This is a genomic window from Myxococcales bacterium (assembly GCA_012517325.1).
In the GTDB taxonomy this organism is placed as follows: Bacteria; Lernaellota; Lernaellaia; order Lernaellales; family Lernaellaceae; genus JAAYVF01.
The window spans coordinates 1-5243 of sequence record JAAYVF010000051.1; the positions used below are offsets into that span (position 1 = coordinate 1).

The 5243-nt window shown below is 60.5% G+C and carries 6 protein-coding genes; all 6 read right to left on the reverse strand.

The genetic code is table 11. From position 1 onward, the window contains the following. On the reverse strand, window positions 1–832 hold an 832-nt coding region (locus tag GX444_09415), incomplete at its 3' end, for a DEAD/DEAH box helicase family protein (protein NLH48807.1). Beyond that, on the reverse strand, window positions 829–2748 hold the full coding sequence (locus GX444_09420; GenBank protein NLH48808.1) for a helicase: 1920 nt from the start codon (window positions 2746–2748) through the stop codon (window positions 829–831). The genes GX444_09420 and GX444_09415, both read right to left, overlap by 4 nt. 96 nt (window positions 2749–2844) lie before the next feature. Further along, on the reverse strand, window positions 2845–3552 hold the full coding sequence (locus tag GX444_09425; GenBank protein NLH48809.1) for a hypothetical protein: 708 nt from the start codon (window positions 3550–3552) through the stop codon (window positions 2845–2847). A 16-nt stretch (window positions 3553–3568) separates the two neighbouring features. Further along, window positions 3569–3868 (reverse strand): hypothetical protein, encoded by a 300-nt coding sequence (locus GX444_09430; GenBank protein NLH48810.1) that lies wholly within the window; start codon window positions 3866–3868, stop codon window positions 3569–3571. Between the two features lie 83 nt (window positions 3869–3951). Continuing rightward, a complete protein-coding gene (locus GX444_09435) occupies window positions 3952–4545 on the reverse strand; it encodes a hypothetical protein (GenBank protein NLH48811.1) in 594 nt (197 codons plus the stop codon). Window positions 4546–4702: 157 nt separating this feature from the next. Further along, window positions 4703–5035: a hypothetical protein gene (locus GX444_09440; protein NLH48812.1), complete on the reverse strand. Its 333-nt coding sequence runs from the start codon at window positions 5033–5035 to the stop codon at window positions 4703–4705. Between the last annotated feature and the right edge of the window lie 208 nt (window positions 5036–5243).

Below are 5243 nucleotides of genomic sequence, written 5' to 3' on the forward strand. Positions count from 1 at the left end.
GGATTTCCGGTTCGATCAGAAATCCGTTTTTCACAAGGAAACCGAAATCGACCTCGTGCAGGATGGGGCCCACGTAATGAAACAACAGATCGGTCAGTCCGTCGGCCCGGTCCGGCGTGGCGGTCAGGGCGAAGCGGTGCTTGGCCGGGAAGCGATTGAGCACGTCCCGGAAGGTGTACCCGGGCACGTGATGCCCCTCGTCCTGGATGACGCATCCGAATTGTCGGAACAGGGGATCGCCGGCGTCGCGGCCGGCCAGGGTCTGCACCGTGGCCAGGGTGATCATTTCCGGCTTGTTCACACCGTCGCAGACGATTCCGACATCTTGAACGCCGAGGCCGTTCAGCAGATCCCGCCACTGCTCCACCAGGTCCAGGGTGTGGACGAGAAAGATGGTCGGCTGCCCGAGCCGGATCACGACGCCCACGCCGGTCAGACTCTTGCCGCCGCCGCAGGGCATCACGACCACCCCCTGCGTCGCGCCGGTCATTCGTGCGATGGCCTCGGCTTGATAGGCGCGCGGCGAGATCGCAATCGGATACGCGACAAAGGGAAAGGAAAGACGGCGGTCGACGTAATGAAGCGTCGTCCCTGTCTCGATGGTAAGTTCCTTGAGAAGGCGGGCGGCGCCCCGTGGAATCGCGATCGATCCGTTTTCAAATCTGAAACATTCGATGCTTTCCGGGACGCCGCCCAGCCATTTGCCCATCCTCTTTCTGGCGATGTATTCGGGATTCGGCACGGTCAGCCGCTGGATCAGTTTTTCCATCTGCTTGGCCGGAAGCGCTTCCCGGGGAAGATGGATTTCGTTGTCGACGGGGATTTGCGTCATCGCTTCGCCTCCAGAAACGCCGCCACGTTGCCCAGGTCGCGGGTGCGGTACATGGAGGGCAGACTGTTGATGAACTTCCGGCCGTAGGGTTTTTCCACGATGCGCGGATCGAAGATCACGGCCACGCCGACGTCGGTCCTGGACCGGATCAATCGGCCGAATCCCTGTTTCAAGGCGATGATCGCCTTCGGGATGAAGAAATCGAAAAACCAGCCCCGGGGATTCCTCTCGACAATCGCGTCAACGATCGGATCGGCCGGCGACGGAAAGGGCAGCTTGTCGATTACTACCACGGAAAGCGTGTCGCCGGGCGCGTCCACCCCCTGCCAGAATGACTCGGTGCCGAGCAGCACCGATTCCCGGTCGTTTCGGAATTGTTCGATCAGCGTCGTGTTGGACGCCTGGCCCTGCTTGAGGATGCGATGCCCGTTGCCGGACACCGCCGCGTAAACGTGGTCCAACACCCGGTAGGATGTGAACAATCCCAGGGTCCGGCCGCCGACGTCGTCGATCACCCGTTTTAGGCCCCGGGCGACCACGTCCGGGAATTCGTCATCGCGCGGATCGGGGAGGCCGTGCGGCACGACCAGAAGCGCCTGGCTTCTGAAATCGAAGGGGCTCTCAACGATCAATTCCAGGGGGTCATCGAGGCCGATCTCGCCCTTGATGAAATCGAAATTTCCATTGGTCGAAAGAGTGGCGGAAACCAGGACGACGCTTTCGGTCCGTTCGAACAGGCTGTGGCGCAGGATGTCGCTGACGTCCAAGGGGCGGCCGACCAGCTTGATGTAACCCCGATCGCTTTCCTCGATCCAGGCGACGAGGTTCGGATCGGAAAGCCCGATGATGGAAACCAGGTCGCCGCGCACCCGGTCACACGCCGCCTCAGTCCGTTGTAGCCTGCGCCGTTCGGCGGGGTCATCGATCGTTTCAGTCAGGTTGTGAAAAAACGAGGCCGCCGTCGACAGTTGCTTCGAAAGCCCGCCGAGCGCGATTGCCCCAGGATGACGAAGTCGGATGTGATAATCCGGCGATCGCCTGTAAGCCCGCACCCGGTTGAAAAAGGACTCGGATTCGACGTTCAGGGCGTTGGCCAGGTTGTCGGCCCGGTATTTGATCAGCCGCCGGACGATGCGGTCGATTGCGGCCGGCCCGACCTGCACGCCCAAAAAGTCCCGGGCGATGTCGGCCATCTTGTGTGCCTCGTCGCCCACCAAAAAGTCGTAATCCGGGATGACCGCCGCGCCGCCGTCCGTGGCGTTTCGCACCTGCAGGTCGGCGAACAGCAAGTGAAAGTTGACCACCGTGATGTTCGATTCCGCCGCCTTGCGCTTCGCCCTCTCGCACCAGCAATCCTCGGCGAAGGGGCAATCCCGGCCATCGCAGTCATCCGGCGACGTGCTGAACTCGCCCCAAACCCGATGTGATGGTTTGAAGGGAAGATCGCTGACGTCGCCGGTGTCGGTTTCGCCGCACCAGCGCATGATCGTTTCGATCTGCCCGGCCTCGTCATCAAAGGGCATGAAGGAAAAGGTTCCCTTGCTTCGGACCTCGGACGCGGCGCGTTTGCACAGATAGTTGGAGCGACCCTTCAGCAGGGCGAAGGTGAATTCATGGGGCAGAACCCTTTGCAGGAACGGCAGGTCCTTTCGAATCAGCTGCTCCTGCAACGATATGTTTCCCGTCGCCACGACGGTCTTTCGATCATCCTCGACGGCGTGCATGATCGCGGGAATCAAGTAGGCGAGGGACTTGCCGACGCCGGTCGGTCCTTCGCCGATGACGTGGTTGCTTCCCGTGAATCCGGCGTCGATGACCTTCGCCAGGGAATACTGCCCCGGCCTGTCCTCATAACCCGGCAGCGCCCTGGCGAAGACGCCGGCGGGGCCGAAAATCGAATCGAGATATCCACCCATACGCGGTCCTTTCCGGCCTGCCTCATCAGGACTCCGGAGGCCGTCCCGGAGCCGAGGGCGGCGTTGATTCCGCCCTTTCGGCATGGGGAAGGACGCTCAGGCGAAGGGGTCCACCTCGGCGCCCGCGCCGCCGAACTTGTTCCGCAGCACGTCCAGATAGGCGATGGCGGCCTTGGAGGCGTCCGCGGGAAGGTCCTTGATCCTCTTGACCCCGAACTTGCCCAGGAATTCGTTGACCGCATCGGCGGGAAGGGACTTCAAAACGACGATCATCGACTGCGCGGTTTTTTCATCGATCGGGCGGGGCGCGGCCGGCTTTTTGTCGTAATTTTCAAAGCCGTCGTCATCGCCACCGTCGCTCTCCAGTTCGCGGGCCAGATCGAAAAGCTCGGCCGCGGCGATCTGCTGTTTTTCCGTGTCATTCATGGGGCGTTCGGGCAAAATCGAATATTTGGTTTTCGTGTCGCCCGCCGCGCCGGAGCGCTCGACCTCGAACCAGTAGGAGTCCAAGCCGTACTTGTTGCGCAGCTTCAAAATGGATTTGAAGAGGGTCGCGTTGACCTCGAAAATCTTCACCTGCCCGTCGACGAAGACGTTCAAGGCGATGCGCAGCGTGGGCTTTTTCCCGCCCATGTCCTGGCCGGTGTAGGGCTCCATCCGCTCGCCGGTCCACACCATTTCGCGCGGATGCGGTTCGCCCAGAATGGCGATCACCGCCTTGTCGCCGTCGTTTTTAAGGTTCAGGTACTTCTCGTTGCCGCCGTGCTGGCTGGCCGCCTTTTCCGCTTGGTCCCAACTGCTCATAAGGTTTCCTCCTTCATCAAAGAGTTGGTGATAATTGGGGGTTGTGTTTGTCGACCTTCTCGACCGTGAAAGCCTCGTCGCCGAACTGCTTGGTCAGAAAGCCGGTGAAGATGGCGGCGATGTGCCGCCCGATTTCGTTGGAGCCGTCGATCACGCAGGAGCTTTTGTCGGCGTCGAAAAGGAAGGCGCCGGCCAGCCTGAGCGCCGAGCGGCCGTGGATTCCTTCCGCCGCGATTGCGGCCAGCAGCAACGACTCCTCAATCTCCTGGAGATCGAGTCCGTCTTTGAACTGGTATCGAAAGATGTCCTTCTCCATTTCATCTCCCTGCTGCGGCGCGTTCGCTTTTCGCGCCATGGGTTGTTGGGGGATATATATGCGGCGGCCCCCAAAAGTGTCGGCTAGGACCGGAGGTATTCACGCAACCCCCTGTTTTCAAAAATGTTTCGGATCGTCTTGATGTCGAGGTAGACCGAGTCGCGGCTCACGCCGGATTCCCTGGCGATCTCGGCGACCGTGGAGGTCAGAAGTTTTCGACACAGGCTTTTCAGGTTGTCCGGCAGCGAATCGACCGCTCTCTTCAGATCGACCTGGAGCGCGACATGCTGGGCGCGTGTCAGGTTTGTTTTGCCGAAAAAGAAGTTGAACGCGTCCTCGTTGAGCCGTTTGGAAGGTTTTGTTTTTTTGCCGTCCTTCTCCTCGTATTCCTTTTCTAGGGAGATGATCCGCAGGCCGTTGCCTCTCTTGGCCGCTTTCCGCGTTCGGATGATCTCGGCGGCGGCGGTGTTTACGACAACGGAGATGAATGTTTCCGCTTTGGATTTGGCGGGGTCGTGCCGCGGCATGGCTCCCGCCAGGACGCACATGAAGTGCTGCTCAAGGTCCGGCCGCTCGGACAAGCTGAAACCGTATTGTCCGGCCAGCTGCCCAGCCTTGAATCGAACCATTTTGACCGCGTATCCATTGATTCCTCGATAACTGTTTCCGGTACCCATTTCGTCCCCCTCGAAGGGGGCGCGTGGGTGTTGACCGACGGCTCAGGTTGATCGCCGCAAATAATTCGGAGGCGTCATGCGTTTGCCGGGTTCGGCAACACCCACAACGCCTCCGTCATTCGGTCGGCTGGTTGGCGGTTGCTGGAGATCGAGGGCTTTACGCCCCGATCGCCTCCTCGAATTTGATGCGGAACGGCAGACCGTGCTGCACCTCAAGAGACTCCACGGTCCGGTCGCCCATGCGATCCAGGGTTGCGAAAAGCTCGCAGTGCTGCGTCTTGAGCGTGAAGTCGGTCAGATCCTGTTCGGGACGCGGCCCGTTGTCCGCTCCGAATTTGATCTCGCGGATCACCCTGGGGGGAGGAGCGAAAACGGGCTCGCCCCCGCTCATGCGCAGCTGCTCGATCCGCCCGAAGTTGACGGACTGCATGAGCCGCAAAAGTTTCTGACGAGCCGGGGACAAGGACGATTTTTTTGTCGCAAGGTTCATAAGCGCCTCCTTGACGCACTAAAAAAGAAACCCCCAAGAGGCATGGCCCGGCTGTAAGGTCCTCTCGGGGGTTTCCACCCGCATGCGGGTGTTTTCGATTTTCGTGGTGGGCCAGCCGGGCCGCACCTTCAAGGGGGAGGCGCTACAAACCCTGTAGCATTGCTACAAAAGGTGTAGCGGGCGGGAAAAAATCAGATGAGCCAGGAAA

What these genes read in the sequence shown, in the direction of transcription:
- GX444_09440 (NLH48812.1), bottom strand. Translation starts at nt 5,035, where the DNA reads ATGAACCTTGCGACAAAAAAATCGTCCTTGTCCCCGGCTCGTCAGAAA.
- GX444_09425 (NLH48809.1), bottom strand. Translation starts at nt 3,552, where the DNA reads ATGAGCAGTTGGGACCAAGCGGAAAAGGCGGCCAGCCAGCACGGCGGC.
- GX444_09435 (NLH48811.1), bottom strand. Translation starts at nt 4,545, where the DNA reads ATGGGTACCGGAAACAGTTATCGAGGAATCAATGGATACGCGGTCAAA.
- GX444_09430 (NLH48810.1), bottom strand. Translation starts at nt 3,868, where the DNA reads ATGGAGAAGGACATCTTTCGATACCAGTTCAAAGACGGACTCGATCTC.
- GX444_09420 (NLH48808.1), bottom strand. Translation starts at nt 2,748, where the DNA reads ATGGGTGGATATCTCGATTCGATTTTCGGCCCCGCCGGCGTCTTCGCC.